This window comes from Flavilitoribacter nigricans DSM 23189 = NBRC 102662, from assembly GCF_002646595.1.
Taxonomy (GTDB): domain Bacteria; phylum Bacteroidota; class Bacteroidia; order Chitinophagales; family Saprospiraceae; genus Flavilitoribacter; species Flavilitoribacter nigricans.
Genome location: NZ_PDUD01000061.1, coordinates 1 through 23,543 on the forward strand (window position 1 = coordinate 1; position 23,543 = coordinate 23,543).

15 protein-coding genes are annotated in these 23,543 nt (G+C 51.0%); 10 read left to right on the forward strand and 5 right to left on the reverse strand.

Features of this window, described 5'->3' with window-relative positions:
• Window positions 1–231: 231 nt before the first annotated feature.
• The 3 genes from CRP01_RS38390 to CRP01_RS38400 all read left to right on the forward strand — a co-directional run bounded on the left by CRP01_RS38390 (window position 232) and on the right by CRP01_RS38400 (window position 1,899).
• Complete coding sequence (locus CRP01_RS38390) at window positions 232–849, forward strand: hypothetical protein (RefSeq protein WP_099155415.1); 618 nt, start codon at window positions 232–234, stop codon at window positions 847–849.
• Between the two features lie 44 nt (window positions 850–893).
• Window positions 894–1,391, forward strand: a complete 498-nt coding sequence (locus CRP01_RS38395; RefSeq protein WP_099155416.1) for an RNA pyrophosphohydrolase — start codon at window positions 894–896, stop codon at window positions 1,389–1,391.
• Window positions 1,392–1,485: 94 nt separating this feature from the next.
• Window positions 1,486–1,899 carry a hypothetical protein gene (locus tag CRP01_RS38400; protein WP_099155417.1) on the forward strand — a complete coding sequence of 138 codons (414 nt, stop codon included), beginning with the start codon at window positions 1,486–1,488 and terminating at the stop codon, window positions 1,897–1,899.
• A gap of 128 nt (window positions 1,900–2,027) precedes the next feature.
• Here CRP01_RS38400 and CRP01_RS38405 read toward each other — a convergent pair whose 3' ends face one another.
• From CRP01_RS38405 to CRP01_RS38415, 3 genes are all read right to left on the reverse strand, one after another.
• Complete coding sequence (locus tag CRP01_RS38405; protein WP_099155418.1) at window positions 2,028–3,155, reverse strand: 1-acyl-sn-glycerol-3-phosphate acyltransferase; 1,128 nt, start codon at window positions 3,153–3,155, stop codon at window positions 2,028–2,030.
• A gap of 172 nt (window positions 3,156–3,327) precedes the next feature.
• Window positions 3,328–3,768, reverse strand: coding sequence for a DinB family protein (locus CRP01_RS38410; protein ID WP_099155419.1), 441 nt, complete (start codon window positions 3,766–3,768; stop codon window positions 3,328–3,330).
• A gap of 114 nt (window positions 3,769–3,882) precedes the next feature.
• Window positions 3,883–5,868: an OmpA family protein gene (locus tag CRP01_RS38415; RefSeq protein WP_099155420.1), complete on the reverse strand. Its 1,986-nt coding sequence runs from the start codon at window positions 5,866–5,868 to the stop codon at window positions 3,883–3,885.
• A gap of 435 nt (window positions 5,869–6,303) precedes the next feature.
• Between CRP01_RS38415 and CRP01_RS38420 the strand changes: the two genes are divergently transcribed.
• The gene (locus CRP01_RS38420; protein ID WP_099155421.1) at window positions 6,304–8,895 is read left to right on the forward strand and encodes a PKD domain-containing protein; all 2,592 of its coding nucleotides are present in this window, start codon (window positions 6,304–6,306) and stop codon (window positions 8,893–8,895) included.
• A gap of 264 nt (window positions 8,896–9,159) precedes the next feature.
• Window positions 9,160–10,977, forward strand: a complete 1,818-nt coding sequence (locus CRP01_RS38425; protein ID WP_099155422.1) for a LysM peptidoglycan-binding domain-containing protein — start codon at window positions 9,160–9,162, stop codon at window positions 10,975–10,977.
• Between the two features lie 90 nt (window positions 10,978–11,067).
• Here CRP01_RS38425 and CRP01_RS38430 read toward each other — a convergent pair whose 3' ends face one another.
• Window positions 11,068–12,771 carry a tetratricopeptide repeat protein gene (locus tag CRP01_RS38430; protein WP_099155423.1) on the reverse strand — a complete coding sequence of 568 codons (1,704 nt, stop codon included), beginning with the start codon at window positions 12,769–12,771 and terminating at the stop codon, window positions 11,068–11,070.
• A gap of 193 nt (window positions 12,772–12,964) precedes the next feature.
• On the opposite strand from CRP01_RS38430, the gene CRP01_RS38435 reads away from it, so the two are divergent.
• From CRP01_RS38435 to CRP01_RS38450, 4 genes are all read left to right on the forward strand, one after another.
• Window positions 12,965–14,341 carry a 3-keto-disaccharide hydrolase gene (locus CRP01_RS38435; RefSeq protein ID WP_099155424.1) on the forward strand — a complete coding sequence of 459 codons (1,377 nt, stop codon included), beginning with the start codon at window positions 12,965–12,967 and terminating at the stop codon, window positions 14,339–14,341.
• 145 nt (window positions 14,342–14,486) lie between these two features.
• Complete coding sequence (locus CRP01_RS38440) at window positions 14,487–15,089, forward strand: hypothetical protein (RefSeq protein WP_099155425.1); 603 nt, start codon at window positions 14,487–14,489, stop codon at window positions 15,087–15,089.
• 62 nt (window positions 15,090–15,151) lie between these two features.
• Entirely contained in the window at window positions 15,152–15,796 is a 645-nt protein-coding gene (gene nth, locus CRP01_RS38445) for an endonuclease III (RefSeq protein WP_233752831.1), read from the forward strand.
• 175 nt (window positions 15,797–15,971) lie between these two features.
• On the forward strand, window positions 15,972–17,408 hold the full coding sequence (locus CRP01_RS38450) for a TlpA family protein disulfide reductase (protein ID WP_099155426.1): 1,437 nt from the start codon (window positions 15,972–15,974) through the stop codon (window positions 17,406–17,408).
• Between the two features lie 49 nt (window positions 17,409–17,457).
• Here the strand turns inward: CRP01_RS38450 and CRP01_RS38455 are convergent, their stop codons facing one another.
• On the reverse strand, window positions 17,458–21,735 hold the full coding sequence (locus CRP01_RS38455) for a hybrid sensor histidine kinase/response regulator transcription factor (RefSeq protein WP_099155427.1): 4,278 nt from the start codon (window positions 21,733–21,735) through the stop codon (window positions 17,458–17,460).
• 377 nt (window positions 21,736–22,112) lie between these two features.
• On the opposite strand from CRP01_RS38455, the gene CRP01_RS38460 reads away from it, so the two are divergent.
• On the forward strand, window positions 22,113–23,489 hold the full coding sequence (locus CRP01_RS38460; protein WP_099155428.1) for an AGE family epimerase/isomerase: 1,377 nt from the start codon (window positions 22,113–22,115) through the stop codon (window positions 23,487–23,489).
• Window positions 23,490–23,543 lie beyond the last annotated feature (54 nt).

The following is a 23,543-nucleotide window of genomic DNA, read 5'->3' on the forward strand; positions in this document are numbered from 1 at the left end:
TCGGTGCAAGGCGCTCAAGCCATCGCCAACCTGAGGTGCTACAAGCATAGCGGCGCTTGGAACCTGGTCAAGGCAGTTATCGCTGCGGCTGCTTGATTGTGCAATTTGTTATACACACGTATGTGCCCGACGGAAGAGGGTTGGTAAAAGATTCTATATCTTTGACTTTCGGTCAAGAAGTTGAGGTCAATGACGACCTCGCTTTATATCTCACCAAACTGTTATAAACGTATGAAAAACTTATTGCTTAGCCTGCTGATCCTGGCGGGAACGGGGCAATTGCTGATCGCTCAGGATGCGCAGCTAAAAATTGCCGTGGATGATCCTACGCTTCCGTATTACGAAATCCCGGAAAATCCGGAAACCTTTACTGCCGAAACAGTAGCCGCCAGAATGATCGACGGACTTGGGTTTCGCTATTACTGGGCTACGGAAGGATTGCGACCCGAAGACCTGAGCTACCAGCCGAGTGAAGGCGCCCGGACCAGCGAGGAAACTATTGATCATATTTTGGGGTTGACCAATATTATCCTGAATTCCGTGAAACAGGTGCCCAACGATGGAGGTGGGGCAGAAGCTCCGACTACCTTTGACGGGAAGCGTAAAAGAACCCTGGAAAATCTACAGGAAGCCAGCAACATCCTCAAAAGCGGTAGCGGTACCCTGGATGAGTATCCAATCATTTTTCAGCGGGGAGAATCCCGGTCCGAGCTACCTTTCTGGAATCAGATCAACGGGCCGATCTCCGATGCCCTCTGGCACGTTGGCCAGGTCGTTACTTTTCGGCGCTCTTCCGGCAATCCGTTCAATTCCAAAGTGAGCGTGCTGTCCGGTAAAGTCCGTCAATAGTTCAGGGAGCCGGTTTTACGGATAACAATTACAAGCATTTTAAAATGGCAAGCAAGAACCCTTTAGCTGAAAAGGATGTTGATCGTTATTTCCGCGCCAATGCCGGTGTGGTCGTTGTAAACTCGCAAGGCCAGGTACTGGCCCTGGAGCGCAGAAGACAGCAGGGGGCGTGGCAATTCCCGCAAGGAGGCGTTGATCCCGGAGAAGCGCTGCTAAAGACGGCAGAACGAGAATTGGAAGAAGAAACGGGCCTGGTTACCGGGCGGGACATCCGCTTTCTGAGTGAACTGCCGGAGTGGGTCGGTTATGAGTTGCCGGAGGACTGGCGCAGTACCAAAACGGGCAGGGGGCAGGTCCAGCGCTGGTTTTTCTTTCAGGTCCTTGATGACAATATTCAGCTGGACCTGGAAAACGTGAAGGATAAAGAATTCCGCGACTGGAAGTGGATGTCTATGGATGATCTGCTGGAAATCGTGGTGCCGTTCCGGCGGCCGGTGTACCAGCGATTAAAACATTGGCTGGAGTCTACTCAAAATGATTAACCACTGGCTCAACTGGCTCGCCTAGGGATCATTTTAGCTTGATATTGGCCGGTTGGCCCGTTAACTTGCAGGTCAATCAGAAAAACTAAATACTATGGAAAGCCACCTAAACCTCACCGATGGACAGTTTGAGTATCAATTTCGCGACGGAAGTCTCGATCCCGCTCTGTTCAGCCACGAAGCACACATTCGCCTCGCCTGGATCCACACCGGACGCTACGGAGTAGAGCAGGCCTGTGTGAATGTATGTGACCAGATCCAGGCCTTCGATCGCCTGCACGGGGACGGGACCAAATTTCACCGTACCCTGACGGTAGCGGCGGTACGGGCTGTACATCACTTTCGGCAAAAGTCAGTTTCGGATACTTTTAGCGGGTTTATCCGGGAATTCCCCCGGCTTAAGACCAACTTTAAGGATCTGCTGAATGCCCATTACAGCCATTTTATCCTGCGGCTCCCGCGCGCCAAGCGGGAATACCTGGAACCGGATCTTTTGCCTTTCAGCTGATCGGTACCGGATGGCCCGGGCTGTCCTCAATGATCCCGCATGCCAGATCTCACCCCATTTGCCGGACGGCAGATGGGGTGAGGTGTTTATAGTGGATGCTGTAAATAGATTTACGGTATTTCCTGTGGCTATTCTTCCGCCGCCGCGTGGTTGAAGACCGGGTTGGCGTACATTTCCAGGAACAGGCGGCGGGCGGCGGGCTGGGCTCCAAAATCACCCAGTCGCTCGTCGATATACGCTTGAAAGTTAGCTAATTCCTCTTCGGTATAGTGATCTTGCCAGTGATTGGTTTCCCGCAGCAGGTCGGCTGCGATATAGTTATTGGCCCAAAGGCGGTAATTGTGGTAGATCTGCTGGTCGATAATATTAGCTACACCCCGCAGCTGCATATTCCGATTGCGGATCTCGGTAAGCTTCTCCATTTCCGGCCGGATCGGCCGGCCGAAGGTTACCTGCACCCGACCTTTGAATCCCTGGATACCGCAAAGCATGTGGTAGACGTCTTCTCCCGACTTTTTGGTATAGGTCTCTCCCTGGGATTTAGCGATGAGTTCGGGAATTTTGAGGTTGTCGCAGGGATCGTATTCGTAGCTGATGCTCACCGGAACGATATTGAGCCCCATGAGATGGTCGAGCAGCGGCTGGTCTACCCCCAGTCCAAGCATTTTGAGCAGACCGGGATTGGTCTTGTCATTTCCGTCTTTAGCACGGCCCTCCCGCTGGGCGATCCAGATGGATTCTCCTTTTTCGTGAATGGTGTAATCAATGTAGGCCGAAAGGGTTTTGGATGCCTCCAGCATTTCCTGGTTCGGGAGGTTGCGTTTGACGATAAAGCTCTTGTTGATCCGGACCAGGTCCCGTACCCAATCGATACCCAACAGATTACTGCCGATCGCAATTTCGCTCGTTTTTAGGCCGGCTTTGTTCAATCCGTAATTAAGGAAGGCCGAGTCGAGTACGATGTCCCGGTGGTTGGACATGAAAAGGTAGGTCTGATCGGGATCCAGGGCTTCGATGCCGGTAAAATTCAGATCGGTCAGTGAATTTTTGATGATCTTATCAACCACCGTGGAAACAATGCGCTGCTGAAAATCACGGATGCTTTGGCAGGAAAGAAATACTGCCTTTATCTGCTCCTCCGGATATTCCGGAAAGTAGTTATGGATAGCGTTTAAAAAAGCCTGCTCCTGCAGTAGTTTTTTGATAACCGACTGGTATTCATTGTCGTAGTATGGGCGTATGTCTTCGTATTGCAAAGTTGGTTATTCTTAGGTGTTGAGGTAATTTTCGGGGTGAAGCTACGAAAATACCGCTAAGAATCAGTCCTAAAACCGCTAGCCGGGCTCAAAAGCGCGGATTTTCCTCCTGCTCTGTACCTATTTTTAACGCTATAGGCTGCTTCCTAGCGAAAGCAGCTTTCAGTATCGTCTACCGTTTGTAAAAAATATAATCGGTAACCAGCGGCGCAATTCCGCTCCGGCGAAAATCAGCGACGATCTGCCCCCGGTGGTGGGTATGGTGATTGTTGATATGGAACAGGATCTCCTGAACGCTGTTCCGGAATTTCACCCCTTTCGAATTTTGGTATTCCACGGGACGATCCAGTGGGACCTCGTTGATGATGCGGAGCGTAGCGGCATAATTGGTGGTGTCGATCTCCCGGCATTGATCCGGCTCGTGGAGCTGTTGTACGCCGTAAGGTTTACCGTCCAAAATGCGAGCATTCCAGATCTGGTGGGCGTTCAGGCAGTGACAGAACATGGGATATACGCCGGGGGGAAGTTGTTCCCGGTGGGCCGTGATCTCCTCCAGAAGTTTTAAGTTGAAATGGTGGTGGTAGGCAAAAATGTCGAGAAAAAATGCTTTCATGGTAAACTGGCAGGTGCGTAAGCAAAGCGCAATTTGCTTTTAAGGCTTGGAGGCCATCTGGAAACCGGCAGCTCGTCGAATGACCGCCGGTTTCAAAATGGACAGGAGTCGAATCTACTCGAATATCACCACCCGGATCTCCACCCGCCGGTTTCTGGACTTAGGATTTTCGTTATCCAGTTCCCCTTTACCTTCCATGTAGATCTGATCGATCGTGATCCCGTTTTTCACCAGATACATGGCAACGCCTTTGGCCCGTTCTTCTGACAAGCGGAGGTTATAAATATCGGTCCCGATGTTGTCGGCGTACCCGAACACTTCCGATTTAACGATCTCTTTATCGGAAAATTTAAGGACAAAATCGCCCAGCTTGTTCAACTCTTCGGAGGTAAGGTCAAAGTTATCGAAGCCGAAGAAGACCGTATGTTCGTATACTTTTTCTTCCTTTTTCTTCTTCATCTCCGTGGAATCGGCCGGTGGTACGGGGAGCGGCGATTTTCGGGCCAGATCCCGTTTGGGCTTCAGCCGGAGATCTATATCGTAATAGCTGTCTTTCTCCCAGGTTGGGATCAGTGTGTGCGCCCGGTACGGGTGGTAGTTTTCCTGATCGGTTACGGCCATATCGATCCATTCATTAGCGTAAGCGCAGATAAAAAAGCGGCCGTCTTCATCCGCCACTACCGGAGGACGTTCGCCCAATTGTACGGTCGCTCCCGGAATGGGAGTCATCATGATGGAGTCCAGGACAAAACCTTCCACAAAGGTCATGGTATCGCTGGAAAGCTTTTCGTTCAGTTCGAAGCGGTAGATATCCAGACCGCCCAGTCCACCGCTGCGATCGGAAGAAAAGTAACCGGATTTTCCGCTGGCGGACAGGAAAAAGCCCGTTTCCCGGAATCCCGTGTTGATCGGTGGGCCCAGGTTGATGGGAATGGACCACTGACCGGTATTGTGATCCTTCCAGCTCATGAAGATATCTTCCTCACCCATACCCGGATGTCCGCTGGAAGCAAAATATAAAGTCTTTCCATCATCGGTGATGTAGGGCGCCTGTTCGTGTCCGTCGGTATTGATCTTATTACCCAGATTGACCGGTCGGCCCCAGTACCCGTTTTCCATCCGTTCACTCATCCATATATCCGCTCCGCCTACGCCACCGGGGCGCTGACTGGCAAAGAACAGGGTTTGCCCGTCGCAGCTCACGGAAGCCTGTCCGTCCCAGTAATCCGAATTCACGAGGCCTTCGATGGGCTGGATGCGATCGATTTTATCTCCCTTGACTACGGCCTGCCAGATATCGCAGGATCCGGCTACGCCCTCCCGGCCGCAGACGGTGAGGTACATACTCCGGCTGTCCCGCATCAAAGAACTGTAGCCCTCCGGGTTGCGGGTATTGAATTTTTGCATGGACCGGCCTTCTCCCCAGCGTTCGGTCTTTTCACTGTACTGACTGATCAGCAGATCGTCATTTGAGTTGGTGCCTTCCTTAAAGCGGGTATAGTACAAATAATCCCGGTTGGTGGTGAGCGCCGGAAATACTTCTTCATCGGTACTGTTCACTCCCGAACCGAGGTTGACGATCTCGGCTACCTGCATGAACTTGATGGAATCCATAGCCACCTGCACGGCTTTCAGATTGCCGTCCAGTTGTTTGCGAAAGCGCTCTTCCATTTCCTCTTCGGCGATACCGTTGAAGCCGAAACGGTCCGGTCCGTAGCTTTGCAGTGCGTAATATTTTTGGAAATAATCCATGGCCTCCGGGTAGCGCTTGGTCTTGTAAAGCGCGTCGGCCAGTTGGTAATACAGCGCCCGGGAAAACATGGAATCCCGATCGAGGGTTTCCCGGTAATATTGAACGGCGCTTTTATAGTCGTTCATCAATTCGTAGCTGGTCCCCAGTAGTCGGTAGGCTGCGATGAAGCTGGTGTCTGTTTTAATGGCCCGTTCAAACTGTCTTGCCGCCTGTCGAAAATTCTTTTTCACCAGGGCATCTTCCCCCAGTTTGTAAAAGTTATCCGCACGTTCCCGCATGGTTTGCTGGGCCGAAGTAAGCGTAGTAAAAAGGTTGAATACCAAAAATACAAGTAGATAGCGTGTCATAGGTAATAGGTTAAAAGGAGCTCACAACATGTTCTTAATATAAAAGAACTCTAATATATGGTTTTCTAAGGAAAGCCGCAGGATTGATTTCGAGTTTTGCCGCCCCGCAGCCGGCTTTAACAGCTCATTATTTAGGGTTTGCCGGCGGTATTACAGGATGCCGGCAAGACCCGGATCCATATTTGCCCGGCATTCGCCCGGACTTAATTTTCCCTCATTCAAAAAAGGAGCGATCGGAACGGGCATAAATCCGGAAAGCATTATCTTTCGCCTCAGGTCCAGTCATCTACAGCCCCGGCTGCACCGTTAATTTTATCACCTGCCGGGATATTTAACGCCCGTTTGGGCATGATTCCATCGAACAATGTCGTTCTTTGCTGGTTCATCAAACGTTTTGAGGTATAGAGATTTTCACGCATAAATTCCCAGAAACGAATGTTAACTGAGCTAACTATCCGCCGCGCCATATTCCGCTATGGCCTGATGTTAAACTTTGTCTTCCTGTCTGCCCTGTCTGCGTTTTCCCAAACGGAGATCGGAGGAGTCATTAACCAATATACCCGTGTACTGGATCAGCCCGGTTGCCCGAATGTCATCCAGGTAGCAGATGCCGGGAGTTTTACCGTCGGCCAGCGGGTCTTGCTGATCGGTATGCAGGGAGGCCAGATGGTCATAGAGGATGATGCCTCTTTTGGCGCCGTCAGCGCTGAAGAACTGACGGCCGGGCTTTACGACTGGACCCACATCGAAGCCATCCAGGGTAATGAGATCACTTTGATGGACCCGATTTCTCCGGGTTATGATTTTTCCGGGATCGTACAACTGGTCGGTGTGCCCACCTATGCGGATGCGGTGGTAACTTCCGAATTAACCCCTTTGCCCTGGGACGGTGCGCTCGGCGGCGTATTGGCCCTGGAAGTGAGCGGCACTCTCGAACTGGCGGCCGATATCAACGCAAGTGCCATGGGCTTTCGGGGCGGACAATCCGTACAGGCTGCCGATGATAACTGCAATCTGACCACTGCCTTCCGGCGGTATTTTTATGAGGCCGGCAACTGGCGGGGGGCACCCAAAGGGGAGGGCATAATTCCTCTGGTGCCGGGCCGGGAATTCGGTCGCGGCCGGCAGGCCAACGGAGGAGGCGGCTCAAATTCACATAATGCCGGTGGCGGCGGAGGTAGTAACCGAACGTCCGGCGGGAACGGTGGCGAAAACAGAGAGCCCTCGTTTTTCGGCTGTAGTGGCAATTTTCCCGGACTGGCCGGATTCCCGCTCGACTACGGCCCGGACCGTTGGTTCATGGGCGGCGGTGGTGGTGCGGGGCACCGCAACAATACCAGTATGAGTTCCGGCGGGAACGGCGGCGGCATTATCCTGATCAAAGCAGGCGAACTGCAGTTCAATACCGGAGCGATCCTTTCCGACGGAGCGGATGGACTGCAGGCTTCCGGCGACGGTGCGGGTGGCGGTGGTAGCGGCGGCACGATCATACTGGAAGTGGATATTGTTTCCGGTACACCGGCGGTGAGCGCCCGGGGTGGCCGGGGCGGCAATGTGAATAATCAATCCAACCGGTGCATGGGCCCCGGCGGCGGCGGCAGTGGCGGTAGCGTCTACAGCACCAGTACGCTGATCGAAGCTGATCTTGCTGGTGGCGAACCCGGGCTTTCCACGGGATCGAGCGAGTGCCCGGAAGGCCCGAACGGTGGTCAGAGCGGAGAACCGGGGATCCTGGAAATGGCGGGTATCAAAATGCCTTCGACAGCTTTTGGCCTGGAGTTTACCGGTCTGACCGCAGATACGGTCATCTGCCCGGGCGATTCGCTGGATCTGATGGTTGGCATCTCACCCACTAATCTGGAAGTGAGTTATCAGTGGTGGGTCAATCAGGGTGGTGACTGGATTGAACTGGTGGAAGGAAACGGCATAAGCGGTACGAGTTCGCCCAATCTATCGATCGATCAGTTGTCCGTCAGTAAGGATTTCCAACTGGAGATCAATACGGACTGTACGGAACCGCAGCGTTCCGATGTGATCCGGGTAGAAGTTAGTGATGGCCCCACGGCGGGTTTTGCATACGATCTGGACGGCCTGACCGTCAATTTTATCAATTCTTCCTTCGGAGCTACCGCCTACCAGTGGACGATCGAGGAGTTGCCGGATTACAGTAGTACGGAACCGGAGCCGGAATTTACCTTCCCATCTTACGGAAGCTACCAGGTCCAATTGGTGGCCCGGAGCGAATGTGGGCAGGATTCTACCGTTCAGCTGATCGTTTTTGGCGGAGGACCGGTCGCAGCCTTTGAAGCGGAATCTTCCGGTTCTAAATGTGTACCGGTCACCGTGCAGTGGATCGATCAGTCCGAAGGGGTTTACGATACCTACCAGTGGAGTTTTCCCGGCGGCAACCCGTCTACTTCATCGGAACCCAATCCGGTTGTAGTTTACGAGGTACCCGGTGAATTCGATGTGACCCTGACGGTTTCCGGCGAGCTGGGAACCAGCACCCAAACCAGAGAAAAGGCTGTAAAAGTTTTTTCTCTTCCTCAGCCAGCATTTTCTTACCAGATAGATGGCCTTTCGGTAAGTTTTTCCAGTACCGCAAATGCATCGCTTACGCATATCTGGTCCTTTGATGACGGGAGCAGTAGCAATGAAAAGGATCCGATTCATACCTTTCCGGGACCCGGAGCTTACGATGTTACACTCAATCTGCAAAACGGCGGTTGTGCCAATTCGGTCACTCAGACGGTACTGGTCTTTACCACCAAAGTTGAAGATCATGCCCTACGGCCGTACCTGCAACTCAGCCCCAATCCGACTTCGGGACCGCTGCGTCTGGACAGTAATCATCCGGAACTGTTTCCTCTGGACCTGTATCTCTTTGATGCCCGGGGACAACTTCTCCGGACCTACGAGCTGGATCGCCCCCGGATGCTGGACCTGGGAGAATACCCATCAGGGGCTTATTTTCTGCTGGGAAGAAGTGCACTGGGTAGTGGTAGTTGGCGGATTATCAAACACTAAGGCTCCGGCCGGTGCCCGGCAGCGAAGCGGCCTGTTTGCCAGGGACGGGAGTTCGCAGACGGGGCAAGACCGGTGCTGCTAACAAAGTAAATGGAAGAAAGACAACATTTTGTCAGCGGCCAACGTTAAGAATTTAATTTATGTGTTTAGTTTTATGTAAATTACTGGTTTCAATAACCTTACACTTGACACTTAGCTTTATCTGAAAACTTGCACAAAACGTTGAACCATCTTCCGTTCTTCATGTAAAGAAAATCATCCATTATGCATATTCGGAAATCCTTATGGCTATTATCTTTCCTTTTCCTTTCGGTAAGTCTGGCAAAAGCGGAAAGAGTCTTCATCCTTTTTGATGAAAATTGTATGGATCGCCTGGAATACAGGCAGGTATCTCAGCCTGGCTCCTATATTGTTTACCAGGTAAACGTAGCACCCGGTGAACGCATTCTGCTGGAAGTAGGGCAGGAAAGTGGCGAATACCGCGGCAATATGCCGACTCCCGTGATCGGTTGTAGTACCGGTATTTTTGATGCCAGAATGGTGGAAAATATTAACCGCGGGGTGGATGAAGTTTTTATGATCAACGCACTGTCCAACGGCCGGCACACCATTACCCAGGTGTCCATGGCCGGTGAGTACCAGTACAATGATAAAGTTCTGGCTTTCGATTCTCCCAAGTACGATTTTCGCTTTGATCTGGAAAATGGTACGGTAGGGGAGAACATTGCGGTACCTTCTACCCAGCGGGAAGTATTCTTCGAAGGACGTATGGAGGAAAACTGCCTGGGAGCCTATATTTTCCGTCAGTTTGCACCACGCTCCGCCAAACCGCACATGGATCTGGTTTTCATTCCTAAGGTGGGCATCACCGAAGAACGTTCCGGATTTACCCTGGATGAAGCTTTGAGCAACGCTATCAAACTGGAAAGTATCAACGGCATACCCTTGCAAACCCGCATTCAGATGATCTGTAATGAGCAGGGTGGACTGGCCGCGAGCCCCATGGTGGTATCGCCTTACGGATCGGACGTTACTCCGGCAACGGTGTACGACCAGGAACCCGATATGGTGATCAAGAGCCCCGTTACCAATACTCCGGCGGCAAGCAATGTCGGGACGCTGAATACCAATGTTTCCAATAGTGCGCCTCAGATGCACCTGATCGCCAAAGGTGAAACCTTATACCGTCTTTCCAAACAATACGACGTATCGATCAGTGATCTGAAAAAATGGAATAATTTAAAATCCAATACGATCTATAAAGGTCGGCAGTTGATCGTGAGCGATCCGGCGGGAGCTCCCGCTACCTCCTCTAACGCCCAAAGGGCCAGTATCGCTTCGGCCAATACCGGCAATAACATGCCGGCTCCTTATGCTGACAATGGACAGCGCCTGTCGGTGAAAGGAGTAAATGCCGTTAATCAGGAATACCATACCGTACGTACCGGAGAAACGGTAGCATCCATTGCCATGAAATATGGCTACACAGAAGATCGCTTTCGGGAAATGAACGGCCTGCAGGCCAATGAGTACCCAAAGATCGGACAACAGCTGAAAACCAATGATTGTGACTGTCCGGATGTGCCAACGACCAATGCGAATACCAATACGTTGACACCCCGGTCCATCAATCCTTACGCTGCCGGTAATACTAATACCGCTGCTCCCAATCCTTATCAAAACACAACTACCACAACTACGCCGGTGAATAACTATTCGTATCCCTCCCCGTCGAGTTACGAAGAAGGGACCAGCAATCCAAATACCCGGCCTTTCAGTAGTTATAGTGATATCCCGGTACCGGCTACGGGTACTTTGACCGCGCCGAACAATAATTACAATAATGCGGCAACGACGCCGTCCAGCTATTCCAACTACAACAATACCGGAATACGCGGGGTCAACACTTACGATAATACCACCCAGTCTTCGGGGATCAAACGGAGCCACATTGTAAAGGATGGTGAGGATCTGTACGACATCGCCCGCCAGTACGGTACGACGGTGAATATACTACGCCAGTTGAACCGGCTGGATGCCAACGAAGTGGTTATCCCCAATCAGAAGATCTACCTCGAGTAAGATATAAAGCTTGAAAACAGCAGGATAAAAGCCCGGAGTCCACCGTGATTTCGGGCTTTTCCAATTTTAGGACAGCAGGCAGCGATTGTATTACTGGATCGCAGTATTACCGAGAATTGCCCGGATGATCGGGCGCTCCTGAATGATCAGATTTTGTCTGGTCGTATCCATTTGTTTGACCTCCCTTCTCAGGTTGGTAACGGCCCGGGTATCGCGGGTTTTATCGGCACTTTCGAGTTTGATGGCAATGGCTTTGATATTGTCTCCATCGAGGTCCAGGATCTTGGTGGCTACCTGCTTGGCAACGGGGTAGTTTCCGAGATTCCGGTTGGCCTCGGCCAGGTCGGTAAGTGCGTTGATATTGTTCGGTTCGTTACTCAGTAACTGGTTAGCGCTGATCACCCGGCGGTTCTCAGTGGCTTTCTTTTCTTCCAGTATTTCAATTTTTTTCCGAATGTACTGGCGTTGTTCCGGATCATTCTCCCTTTCGCTGAGCCGTTCGGCTTTTTCCAGGTCCTCTTCCGCTTCTTTGAGTTGCATGGTTTTAAGGCGGACGCTGCCCCGCAGGCTCAGTGCGGTGATGTTGTTGGGTTCTTTTTCCAGCTTTTCGTCCAGAGCTTCCAGCGTGACGTCGTACTCTCCTTTTTGGTAATAAAGCATCGCCCGGTTATTGACGGCAAACCAGTAATCCGGATGGGTTTTCAGGGCCCGGTCGTAAGCTTCTACTGCCTTGGCTTCCTCACCCTGGTGCATATACGCATCTGCGAGTGCCATTTCCCTAAGCAGAACAGTGGAAGAATCCTGTACATCGGCTTCCTCCAGTAGTTCGATCGCCTCTTCGCGGTTGGTGCCGCTTTCCACGAGGGCTACCCCAAATAGGAGACGCAGTTGCGCTTCCAGGGGGCCGGTGACTTCGGCTTTGTTGATGATCTCGGAATAATTTTGGACGGTGTCGATAAAAATACCGTGGGACGGTATACTCGAAGAACGCTCGGTTTCTTCCACTTCAGCGTTGGAGTCGAGGTCCAGCATTGTAAAGTTGAAATTATCCGCGGAAGAAAGATATTGGTAGCTGGTGGTAATGATGGTGCTATTTTTATCCGGAGTCAGGTGTTCGTATTCTCCCCAGATCGCTAGTTTCGCCAGGCAGTCTTCCGCAGCCTGAACGGCTAACTGGTCTGTTTCCGGACGGGGCTGATCCTTACTGAATACTTCGGTGTTGAATGATCCGGAGAAGCCTCGTTTGTAGCGATTCAGCCGAATGGCCAGGGGCCTGTGCGGGGAATCCGTGGCCGCCGGATCGTGCAGGGGCAGGTACGGCAGGACCATGATACTGAAAATATCATCTTTAAATTCCGGGCAGCTTTCCGTGGCGTGGGTTACTTCCTCCGTACTGTCCGCCTGCTCACCGCGGGCCAGCAGTTGCCAGATAATGATCCCCACAAAGACGACTAAAACCGCGGCAACGAGCGTCATCTGGGGCGTAAACTTCTTTTTGGGACTGGGTAGTGGGGGAGGAGCCAGGGAAGGATCTTCCCATTCGTCCACCAGGTTGATGGTTTGTTGGGTGATCTGATTGTAACTCAGCTTACTGTTCTCAAAAGAGATGACTCCCTGAAGTTCGTCCTTCTGGGTTTTTTCCAGCTGGGCTTTAGCCTGCAAAGCCCGGTTATTGAGATCCCGGAGCGATTTTCTTTCCGGTTGAAGATTATCGATAAGTAATTGCAGGGCTGCTTCAATATTTCCCTCTGCCAGTTCTTGTCTTATGCGCTGTATAGCAGCAGCTTTGTCCATGCCAGGATTGGGTTTTTCCGGTGATTTGGTGACCTTTTCAGGCTACGAATATAATTAAGATTATTTGGAATGTTTTATCCTTTGGGGGAGAAAGGGGCCCTCCGATCTTTAATCCTATCCATAAAAAAGTCAAAAAATGTAAGGAGGGTAGTTCATTGTACCGTCCTTAGCAGTAAATAAATCAAAGTTAAAAATGAGAAAAAGTTGTCTTTTATTGTTAGGCTGTCTGTTTGCCTTCGGCCTGCAAGCACAAAATGATGGTTGGACCGAGATGTTCAACGGAAAAGACCTGGACGGATGGAAAAAATTAAACGGAGAAGCCGAATACCACGTGGAGGATGGTGTACTGGTCGGAGTTTCCAAGGACAATACCCCCAACACTTTTTTGACCAATGGTAAGACTTACGGCGATTTCATACTGGAATTTGAAGTTTTGGTAGAACCGCCGCTCAACTCCGGCGTGCAGTTTCGTTCGCTCAGCAAAGAGGATTATCGGAATGGCCGGGTACATGGCTACCAGGTAGAGATTGATCCCAGTACCCGCGCCTGGAGCGGTGGGATCTACGATGAAGCTCGCCGCGGCTGGCTCTACCCTTTGGCCAATAACGAAGCGGGACGCAAAGCCTTCGTGAACGGTCAGTGGAACAAATACCGGGTAGAGGCCATCGGTTCGGAACTCCGCACCTGGGTGAATGGCGTAAATACCGCCAACCTCAACGATGATATGACCTCGGAGGGAATGATCCTTTTCCAGGTACACTCAATCGGTAAAAACAAGGACCTGATCGGCAAGGAAGTGCGCTGGCGAAACATTCGGATTAAAACGGATGATCTGGAAGCGAGCCGCATGGATATTGCGCCCTACGCCGCGGAGATCAATATGATCCCCAACACGCTGACCGATTACGAGAAACGTAAGGGATGGCGTATGCTGTTTGATGGTAAAACGACCGATGGCTGGCGCAGTGCCCGGGGGCAAAAATTCCCGGACCGCGGCTGGAAGGTGGAAGACGGCGTGCTGACCGTGCTGGAAACCGGTGGTGCCGAATCCGAAGCCGGTGGGGATATCATCACCGAAGAGATTTTCGGCAACTTCGAACTGATCTTAGACTTCAAGATCACGGAAGGAGCCAACAGCGGTATCAAATACTTTGTGGATCCCGAACTGAATAAAGGTCCCGGTTCTTCGATCGGCCCGGAATACCAAATCCTGGACGATGAAAAGCACCCGGATGCCAAAATGGGCGTAAGTTCTAACCGGACGCTGGGCTCCCTGTACGACCTCATCACCGCGAGCAACCTGAGCGTTCCCGGAAACAGAAAACCTTTCCGCGGAGTCGGAGAGTGGAACCGGGCCCGGATCGTAGCCAAGGACAATAAAGTAGAGCACTGGCTCAACGGCAACAAGATCGTTGAATACGAGCGCGGCACCCAGATGTGGCGCGGCCTGGTAGCCTACAGCAAATACAAAAACTGGCCGGCTTTCGGTGAATTGCCCCAGGGCCATATCCTGCTGCAAGACCATGGTAATGAGGTGCATTTCCGGAATATTAAAGTTCGGGAGTTTTAGAATATTTGGGGCAGCAGGCGGTGGAGTCGTGGTCCTGCCACTCGAGTGGCAGAACCACGCCCCACTTGCTTCGAATTAATTTTTTCTTTAAATTGAGCGTACATTTTTACTAAATCCGCGCTAAGCGGAAAAAACGCGCTCAAACATGAAATTCGTCGAAAACGAGATCTTTCACGTGTACAATCGTGGAAATCAGAAGCAACCTATTTTTTTCAACAGAGGCAATTACCTTTATTTTCTGCAAAAGGTGCGCTATCACCTTTTTCCCGTCTGCGACCTGCTAGCCTACTGTCTGATGCCCAATCATTTCCATTTCCTGATCAGGGCAAATAGCAAAACCGTCGCAAAAATTCCAAATCCGAATCCGCTGATCAACAACACTGCATTCAGTAAAGAACTGGGAAAGATGCTGAGCAGTTACACCCGTGCCATCCAAAAACAGGAAGGATTTACGGGATCCCTTTTTCAGCAAAAGACCAAGGCCAAGCAGGTGAGTGGTACACCGGCCGATGGAAGTGATTACGTCTCTACCTGTTTTGCCTATATCCTCAATAACCCGGTGCAGGCGGGCTTTGTTAGAAGCCCCGAAGACTGGGAGTACTCCAATTATCGTGACCTGGTCGGTCTGCGATGTGGTGATCTGTGTAACCAGGAAATGATCCGCGAGGAATTAGGATTTACAGTAACCACCATTCAGGATCTGTTGGGCCGACATATACCGGCGATTGAAAACCCTGCACTTTTCTAGCATTTTCGGTATTTTCGCGGACTCCTATTTTTAGGCTATTTTTTTAATCAAAAATTGAGTCCGTGTCCCAACGTATTTCCAAAAAGGAGAAGGTCCAGGGGATTATGTCCATCCTTGACGAATTGTACCCCACCACTCCCATACCACTGGATCATAAGGATCCCTACACGCTGTTGGTGGCGGTATTGCTTTCCGCCCAGTGCACCGACGAACGGGTCAATAAGGTAACTCCGGAGCTATTCGAAATGGCGGATAATCCTTATGAAATGGCCCGCCAACCGGTGGAGGACATCAAAGCAATTATCCGGCCCTGCGGACTATCACCACGTAAATCGAAAGCTATATCAGATCTGTCCCAGATCCTGATCGATGAATACGACGGTGAGGTGCCGGAGTCCTTTTCTGCCCTCGAAGCCTTACCGGGCGTCGGGCATAAGACGGCTTCCGTCGTAATGTCCCAGGCATTCGGGGTACCGGCTTTTCCCGTGGATACCCATATTCATCGTCTGGCCTATCGCTGGGGATTGAGCACCGGAAAGAACGTGGTGAAAACCGAAGCGGATCTGAAACGTTTATTTCCCAGAGAACACTGGAATAAGTTACATCTGCAGATCATCTTCTTCGGACGGCAGTACTGTCCGGCCCGGGGGCATGATCCGCATCAATGCCCGATCTGTAGCAAGTACGGCCGAAAAAGTATCTTTTAGTAATTTTGACCGTCATAAAACAAATTGGATCACCGACATTAAAATAAAAAAGGATTTCTAACGTATTTTTTCTGTAGACACCGGGATCCCTTTTTGTTATCCAAATGATCCTGTATAATAAAGTAAGTCCGGGGTCGATTTATGCTCCCGCGCCACTTTTAAATCAAGCATACCAATGAAAAGACGATTCATACTATTTGTTTTTGCTGCTTTGATCAGTTTGAGCAACCTTTTTGCGAGTGAAGGTTACGAGATCACCGTCAAGATTGACGGATTCACGCAAAAAGAAGCTTATCTGGCTTACCATTACGGCGATAAACAATACATTAAGGATACGGTGCAGGTAAACGAAGCCGGCAATCTGGTCTTTTCCGGAGAAGGCGAACTGGAACCGGGGTTTTATCTGGTTGTTTTACCGCCGAACAATGATTTCTTTCAGGTACTGGTTGATCAAAATAATCAGCAGTTCACTGTAAAAACAACGGCCGTTAATCCGGCGCAGAATGTGGAAATAAGCGGTTCGGAGGAAAATGAACTGTTCTACGGTTACCTGGCTTTTCTGGCGGAAAAACGTCCGATGGTGGAAAAGATCCAGGCCGATATCCAGGCTGCGGGTAGTGATCAGGCCAAAGTGCAGAGCCTGCAGGGAAAGCTGGATGCTCTCAACGACGAAGTAGTCACTTTTCAAAATAATATCCTGGAGAAACACTCCAATTCTTTTACGGCCGCGATTATCCGCTCCGGGCAGCCCCTGGATATGCCCGAATTCAAGGGTTCGGACGAAGAGCTGCAGATGAAAAAGTGGAACTATACCAAGCAGCACTATTTCGATAATCTAGACATTGCCGATCCGCGCATGTTGCGTACTCCCTTCCTGTTCCAGCGGATCGATTATTTTGTGAATAAGCTGCAGATGCAGCATCCGGACTCCTTGGCCAAAGCCATTGATTTTGTGCTGGAGAAGCTGGATCCGGAATCGGAAACGTTTAAATATTACCTCATCCATTTCCTTAATTCTTTTGCGACTTCCAAGGTGGTGGGTATGGATGCCGTTTATGTGCATCTGGCCGACAAGTACTATGCCAAGGGAAAGGCACCCTGGACGGAAGAAGAGCAGTTGAAAAAGATACTGGAAAACGCCAATACGCTCCGGCCGCTGCTGATTGGGAAAAAAGCGCCGGACCTCAAATTGCAAAAGCAGGATGGCAGTTCGGTTGATCTTTACGGGGTCGATTCGGAATACACCATTCTTTACTTCTGGCGCTATGATTGTGGACATTGTAAAAAGTCCACCCCGGTGATGAAGGAGTTCTACGATAAGTTCAAGGACAAGGGCGTCAAAATCATGGCAGTCTGTGTGAAGTTTACGGATGAAGTGCCGGGTTGCTGGGATTACATCGAAGAAAATGAGATCACGGACTGGCTCCATACGGTAGATCCCTATAACCGTTCCCGGTTCTCCAAAGTTTACGACGTCAAGTCTACGCCGCAGATCTACGTGCTGGACCGGAACAAGGAGATCATTTCCAAAAAGATCGATGCTGAGCAACTGGAAGAGCTGATGAATCACATCATCGAGCAGAAGGAAAAAGAGAAAGAAATTAATCCATAATTTTTTGTATAGTGGTTCTGCCACTCACTCAAGCGGCAGAACCACTATATCAAACATATTCCGAAGGACTTCGCCCGAATTCCTTCTTGAACTGCTCCCGAAACGACTTCAGGTCGTTATATCCCACCATGTAGGTTACATCCGAAACGTTATACTGTTTGGTTTCCAGCAACTGGGCGGCACGTTGCAGGCGGAAAGACCGGATAATCTTATTCGGTGATTTTCCGGTAAGCGCCTTGAGCTTGCGGTAAAGCTGCATCCGATTCATGAAGAGGGCACTGGCAAGTTGCTCCACCGAAAAGGTGGAATCGTCGATGTTGTTCTCAATGACCTTTTTGATCTGATTGAGGAATTTATCATCCAGTTCGTTCATGACCACTCCGCTGGGACTGAGGTCAAAGTTGTTGGCGAAGGTATCCTTAAGCTTGCGCCGGGATTGGATCAGGTTCCGGATTCGAATGGAAAGCAGCCGCATATTGAAGGGCTTGGTGATATAGTCGTCGGCCCCGGTTTCGAGTCCGTCTACCTTGAAGATAAGGGAAGTGCGGGCCGTAAGCAGGATCACCGGTACGTGACTGGTGTGAATATCCGATTTGATCCTTCCGCACATTTCAATGCCGTCCATTACGGGCATGGCGATGTCCGCGAGGATGAGATCGGGTGGCGCTTCCAGCGCTTTTTCCAGTCCTTCTTTTCCGTTCTCTGCTTCTTTGATGTCATAATCCGCTTCCAGGTTTTCCCGGAGGTATGCCCGTATATCCGGATTATCCTCTACGATCAGCAAGGTGGGGCGATCAGCCTTAGTTGTAACCATTGCTGGTGCTGCGGAAGGGAGTGGCCCGAGCGTATCTTCCTTGAGTTCATCGGCGATCTTGTCCGCAGCCAGGTAGTGGGAAATGTTTTCACTGTCCTGGAAACCAGGGATCCGCTCGTCTTCGGAAAAATGGGCATTGCCCATCGGTAAACTGAAAAAGAAGGAACTGCCCTCCTGTTCACGACTTTCTACCCAGATGTCACCGTGGTGTTGTTCGATGATGGTTTTGGCGAGGGCCAGTCCGATACCCGTTCCGCCCTGACGCGTTTTGTCTTTGTTTTGTTCTACCTGGTAGAAGCGGTCAAACACAAAAGGGATCTGATCCTGGGGGATTCCCCGGCCGCTGTCCGTTACCTGGACTACTATCCGTGCGCACTGACCAGCCTGTTCCGCTGCCGCTTCCATTAAACGAACTTTGATGAAACCATCCTCGGGGGTGAATTTAAAAGCGTTGGAGAGTAGGTTAAACAACACCTTTTCCAGGTGATCCCGATCGTACCAGACGAACAGATCTGCCACTTCGCTCGAAAATTGCAGATCGATCTTCCGCTGCCGGGCGAGCCCCTTAAAAGACAGGGTCACTTCTTTTACGAATTTCACCAGATCACCTTCGGCAACCTTCAGCTTCATCAGGCCGGATTCGCTTTTGCGGATGTCCAGAAGCTGATTGATCATGGTGAGTAGCCGGTTTGCGTTGTAATACATGCGCACGTAGGAATTGTGCAGTTTGCGATCGGCTTTACGCTCCTTGATCCACTGCTCCAGCGGACTGATAATGAGGGTGAGCGGCGTACGCAACTCGTGGGAAATATTGGTAAAGAAACTCAGCTTGATCTGATTGACTTCTTCCAGCTTTTCTCTTTCCAGGCGTTCCAGTTGGAGGCTATGCTGCAGATTAGCCCGCATTCTGGTGATCTTCAGGGCGCCGTAAAGAATACCCGAAAATAGCAGGAAATAGAGCAGGTAAGCCCAGCCGGTTAACCAGAATGGCGGGTGGATGGTCAGCTCCAGGGAAATAGGCTCGCTCCAGAATCCGTCACTGTTTGCCGCCTTGACCCGAAAGGTGAAATCGTCATAAGGGAGGTTGGTATAATGGGCGATCCGCTGGTCGGCATCCGTATAGATCCAATCGTTGTCGAAGCCTTCCAGTTTGTAGGCATATTTTAGTTTTTGTGGATTGCTGAACTGCAGGCCGACAAACGCAAAGGAGATCACATTGTCTTTGTGGGACAGTTCCAGGTGTTGGGTTTGCCCAATACTTTGCTCCAGGATCGTTCGGCCGTCGGCCAGTTCCCCTACGGGGATCTCCCGGTTGAACAGCCGAAATTCGGTCAGGGCTACTTTAGGAGCAACGGAATCGAGCCGGATCTGCTCCGGCGGGAAGCTGGTCAGGCCGTATGCTCCTCCAAACAGGATCTCTCCCGCGGGAGTGATACTGGATGCCGCCGCGTAAAAAAAGTTGCTCTGCAGGTCGATGAACGGATCAAAGTTTTTGATGTAATAATTGTTGGTTTCCGGCCTTTTTGTAATGCGCGAGATACCACTCTGGGTGCTGATCCAGATCTGACCGGCATTATCTTCCTGAATCGATTGGATGATCCCGCTCGGCAGGCCGTCTTTTTCCAGAGTATAGGAAAAGGTATTATTGATGGGGTTCCATTTGTTGAGCCCGTTCTCCGTTCCGATCCAGAGATCGCCGTCCCGATCCAGGAAAATACAGTTGATGAAGTTGTTACTGATGCTGCCCGGCTGATCGATCTGATAGCGGTAATTATCCAACAGGGTCAGCAGGTTGTTTGATCTGTCAAAAGCCAGCTTGAGCAGACCGCCGCCACGGGTACCCACCCAGAGAATGTCCCGGCCGTTGATCCGTTGTTCAAAGATCTGAACATTGGGGAAGGCCTCGAAATTAACGCTAAAGTCAGCACTCGTCTTGTAATTGAAAAACCGGTCATTTTCAGGATCGTACCGCAGTAGCCCTTTATCCCAGGCACCCAGCCAGGTATCACCCGAAGTACTACCCGAAATGGTCATCAGGTGTTCATCGTGCAGGTTGTCCAGACCGTCGGCCGCTGCGTATTGTTGGAGTTGGGTGATGGCCGATCCCCCGGCGAGCACCTCTGCCTCTTTGGTTTTAACAACACCAGATCCGAGCGTACTGATCCAAAGGTTGCCGGCATCGTCAATATGCAGGTCGGAAATGAAGTCGGCGGTTTCCGGAGCATTGGGTAATTGCAGATAGAAGTGACGGACCAACTCTTCCCGGATCTTCCCATCCCGGATCGGGAAATAATTCAGTCCACCGCCGCGCGTTCCAACCCAGATCCCCGCACTGCCTACAGCGTTTTTAATGCTCGTGATGACCTGATTGCTAACGTTCTCGGAGATATCCGGACGGATGGTAGTAAAAGGTTTGGCCGAAAGATCGAGCTGGTGTAAGCCACCTTCGGTACCGATCCACAAGTTATCCGAACGGTCGATCGACAGAGCCCGGACGCTGTTATTGCTGAGGATGTTAGGATGGTTGCCGTCCGAAATGAAACGCTGGAGTCGACCACTGTCTTTATCCAGCAGATGCAGTCCGTTGAGGGTAGCGATCCAGAGGCTGTTGTTCTGGTCCTCAACCAGGTCGAGCACAAAACTATTGTTGAGAGTATTCGGATTAGAGCCGTGCAATTGCAGCGATTGAACGGTGTAATCCCGCAGATTTTCACTGGAGTAATCCATCCTTTTCAGTCCGGCCTTGGTACCGATCCAGAGGCCGCTCTTCACCCCTTTAACTGCCTGAACTTTAAAAATATAATTGGGCAAAGCGTAGGGGTAATCACTGACGCTTTTTCCTTCGGGAAGCAGGGTGTAGGGAACAAAATAATCGACCTGGCCATCGGCTGTACGCACCATCCGGTTGAGGCCGTTTTCGGTACCGATCCAGAGGACGCCGTCCGGAGTCTCGCAAATGGAATAGACAAAGTCGTGACTGATACTGCGCGAATCTGAAGGATGGTGCGTAAAATGGATAAAATGACGCTCATCCGGCTGGAAAAGATTAAGCCCCTTTTCGGTACCGATCCAGAATTGCCCGAAATGATCCTCAAAGATGGACCAGACATTATTGTCACTCAGGCTGTTCATATCATCGGGCTGGTGTTTGAACTGGATAAACCGATCCGCACCGCGATCGTACAGGTAAAGTCCGGAATTGCGGGTACCCACCCACAAGCGCTGCCGACTGTCTTCGAACAAGGTGGTGATCTTATTACTTTCCAGGCCGTTGATATTGCCCGGTTCCTGTTTGTACTGCTTTACCTCGTAGCCGTCGTATTTCATCAGCCCGGACCAGGTACCCAGCCAGAGGAATCCCTGGTGGTCCTGCATCACGGCCGTAATGGAGTTGTGGGACAAAATGACATTGGAGGGAAATTGCTCAAAATGGAAAGGCTTTTCCTGAGCGGTGCTCCGGCTGATCAGGCCACAGATAAGTAGGATGGAGATGGTTGCCCGTATCAATCGCATAAATTGGTTTTCGTTTTTCGTAGTTTAAAATTACCAACTTTATTTCATTTACCGGGGATTGTTACCGCAACCCCTGCTTTTTGAAAGAAGGACACCGCCTGCGGCGCGGGGATGCGGGTAAATTTATAGAGTAATTGAATAAGTGGACTATTGATAGCGCAAAACAGCGGGGAGGATGAATAACGCGCTCTGCTGTTCCCGGCGTAATCCAAAGGGATATTTACATTCCGGGCCTGAACTAAATTCCCTAGCTTTAAGCACCGGAAGCGGAAGAAGGCCCGGCACCGATCTAAGGACAATTGCAAAATAGTTTCGGAAACACGCACTCCTGAAAAAATTCAACCTCCTTTACACAAAACGGAAATAGATTGACAAGTATGAGAACATTTACCTTACTGGCCTGGGCGGTAATGGTCCTGGCCGGTTTCGGCTGCGGACCGGAAAAGCAGCCGGAGCCGGAGACTTACCTCGGCGTTCCGGTAGCGGAAATAGAAACCGAACTCGAACAACTGATGGCACTTTGGTATCCACGCATTGTGGATACCGTCAATGGTGGTTACCTGACCAATTTCGAACGCGACTGGACGCCTTCCGAATCGCAAAATAAAATGCTCGTCACCCAGGCGCGGGGCCTCTGGACCGCAGCCCGGGCAGCGGCCTTTTTCCCGGACCGGCCGGTTTTTCGGGAAGCGGCAGATGCGGGCTTTCGATTCCTCACCGAAAAAATGTGGGATACGCAATACGGCGGCTTCTACCAGTACTTTCCACCGGTAGCCGCTACTCCTTCGGAGCCATCCTATAAAATGACTTACAGCAACGCATTTGCCCTATTTGCCCTTGCGGAATACGCTCGCATCAACCCGGAGCCGGCGGTGATGGATTGGGTTCGGAAAGCTTTTCAATGGCTGGAATCGCGGGCCCATGATCCTCAGTTGCGGGGGTATTATAACCTGATCTTTGACGAGCCGCTGTCCGCTACGGATACCGCGCAGCAACGCTACGCCGGCAGTCTGGGCTGGGGTAAGCCGGAATGGAAGGACCAGAATACCAGCATCCACGTGCTGGAAGCGTTATCTACCACTTATCAGGTCCTGCCGGAACCACTCGTGGGGGAGCGACTGGCCGAAATGCTCCACCTCGTCAGAGACACGATGGTCAACGAAGATGGTTATCTGCATCTGTATTTTACCAAGGACTGGGAACCGATCAGTCACCGGGATTCTTCCCGCGCTTACATACTGGACAATCTACCGCTTGATCACCAGTCTTTCGGGCACGATATTGAAACGGGCTATCTGCTGATTGAAGCCTCAGAATCTCTGAACGACGGAGCGGTAGACGCTAAAACCCTGGAAACCGCCAAGGCGCTGGTAGACCACACCTTGGCTTATGGGTTTGATCAGGACTACTATGGCCTGTTTGATCGTGGTTACCGCTTTCCCCCCGACCGGGAAATGGAGATCGTCAATAATCACAAGGTATGGTGGGCGCAGGCAGAAGCCTGGCACGCGCTGGGGCTGATGACGCAGTATTTTCCCAACGAAAAGGTTTACGAAGAAGCCTTCCGGAAAATGTGGGATTATATACAGAAAGAGATGATCGATCCGGAATACGGTGGCTGGTATGCCAACGGGCTGGATACGGCTCCCGAAAGTATCTCGCAACGAAAAGCTCACCAGTGGAAAGGAGCCTACCACAATGGCCGTGCTTTGTTTCAGGTCCTGACCTACGCCAGGGAGTCAACGCAGGAATAAGACCGATTAAGTCCATTAGTAGTGAGGAACATTAATAATTAAAAATCGAAAACC